The following is a 543-nucleotide window of genomic DNA, read 5'->3' on the forward strand; positions in this document are numbered from 1 at the left end:
TCCCAGTCGCCTAAGAATAAGATAGAAGAAAAAGATAAAAACCTTTCTGGTAGTATACCTCAGTACGAAGGTATACAGAGTCCTAAGACAAACCAGCAGGAAGAAGCTCAACCTAGAATACCCAAACCTCCTACAGAAGAAGAATTTCATCTTTGCTTTGATACCTACAATGTGTGCCTCAACAGAGAACCAACCTATGATGAAAAAATGAAACTGATAGAGCTGGTTAGAAAGTACACAGCAAAGAATGTGCTGGAAGCTCTTAACCACCTCTATGAAAAAGCCTTAAATGAATCACCAGAGATTGTTGTGACTTCTCACAAGAGAGGCAAGCCTGATTCCCTCCACATTACTTTGGAAGCTTGTGAGAAGCTTCTCTGGCAGCGTAAGATGGGTTTGGATAAGCCTATGCCCCGCCGTACCGAACCAGTAAAGGGCTGGGAAGATTTCAGACCAGCTTAATCTACTGACAAAGTTTTTCCAAAGATTTTCACCAAATCCCTATATAGCAAAGAGGTACTTTCTGGGAGAAGTGCCTCTTTT

1 protein-coding gene is annotated in these 543 nt (G+C 41.8%); it reads left to right on the forward strand.

All coding sequences use genetic code 11. The features are described 5' to 3' along the window. The coding region (locus tag I6E26_RS11085) for a hypothetical protein (protein WP_235321921.1) at positions 1–462 on the forward strand (462 nt) is incomplete at its 5' end. Positions 463–543: the final 81 nt, after the last annotated feature.

It is taken from the genome of Anaerovibrio lipolyticus, from assembly GCF_021531495.1.
GTDB lineage: Bacteria > Bacillota > Negativicutes > Selenomonadales > Selenomonadaceae > Anaerovibrio.